1 protein-coding gene is annotated in these 1,361 nt (G+C 72.4%); it reads right to left on the reverse strand.

Features of this window, described 5'->3' with window-relative positions; genetic code table 11:
- The coding region (locus U9J39_RS29330) for a condensation domain-containing protein (RefSeq protein WP_326348793.1) at window positions 1–1,361 on the reverse strand (1,361 nt) is incomplete at both ends.

Consider the following 1,361-nt stretch of genomic DNA (forward strand, 5'->3'; position numbering starts at 1 on the left):
ACCTGCCCGCTGACCGACAACGGATGCGACAGCGGCGTGGCCGGATCCTGGCTGGCGCCTGCGCTGTCAGTCGAGAGCCGCCAGGGACTGTCGTCGGCAAAGCTGGCGTCGAGCTGGCCCAGGTAGTTGAACACCACCTCTGGCCTGGGCACATCGGCCAGCGCGGCCTGTTGCGCGGGCGAGCCGAAGCGGCGCAGCAGGCCATAGCCGATGCCTTCGCCGGGTACCGCACGCAACTGCTCCTTGACCGCCTTGATCGCGCCATCGAGCGCACCGCTGCCATCGAGCGCGACCGGGAACAGGGTGGTGAACCAGCCGACGGTGCGGCTCAGGTCCAGCGTGTCGTCGACCCCGGCGACACGGCCATGGCTTTCCAGGTCGATCAGCACCCGCGCGCGGCCGCTCCAGCCGGCCAGCGCCCGCGCCAGCGCGGTCAGCAGCAGGTCGTTGACGCGCGTGCGGTACGCCGCCGGCGCGCGCTGCAGCAGCGCCTGGGTCAGTTCGGCCGGCAGCGTCAGCGTGACGGCATCGCGTTCGGCGATGGACATGGCGCCGTCCGGATCGTCGCAAGGCAGGCTGGCATCGATGGGCGCCAGCGCCTGCCAGTGCGCCAGTTCGGCCTCGCGCGTGGCGGCGTTGGCGCGCAGCGCCTGCGACCAGCGCTGGTACGACGCCGTGCGCGCCGGCAGCACGGCCTGCTCGCCTTGCCGGCGTTGCTGGTAAGCGTCGCGCAAGTCCTCGACCAGCACGCGCCACGACACCCCGTCGACTACCAGGTGATGGATCACCAGCAGCAGTTGCCAGCGCTCGCCGCACTGCAGCGCGACGGCACGCAGCAGCGGCCCTTCGGCCAGGTCCAGGCTGCGCTGGGCGGCCTCGCAGTGCGCCAGCCGCTCGGCTTCCGACGCGGCGTGGCGTACCCACAGCAGGTCCTGGCAGGCCTCAGTCTCGGCATACGCCTGCTGCCACGCGCCGTCGCGCTGGACGAAGCGCAGGCGCAGCGCATCGTGATGCGCGACCAGGTCGGCCAGCGCCGCGGCCAGCGCCGGCAGCCCGGGCGCCTCGCGGCAATCGAGCAGCACCGACTGGTTCCAGTGGTGGCGCCGGTCCATCGGCGTCTCGAAGAAGCCGGCCTGGATCGGCAGCAGCGGCACCGCGCCAGCCGGCGCGGTGTTGCTATCGATCGAATCTTGTGCCACGGGCGCGGCGACCGCCGCCAGTTCGGCCAGCGTCTGGCGCTCGAACAGTTGCCGCGGCGTCAGCATCCAGCCGGCGGCGCGGGCGCGGGCGACGATCTGCAGGCTCAGGATCGAGTCGCCGCCGAGTTCGAAGAAGTTGTCGGCGCGGCCCACGCGCGGCAG

It is taken from the genome of Cupriavidus sp. SS-3 (assembly GCF_035818815.1).
Lineage (GTDB): Bacteria > Pseudomonadota > Gammaproteobacteria > Burkholderiales > Burkholderiaceae > Cupriavidus > Cupriavidus taiwanensis_C.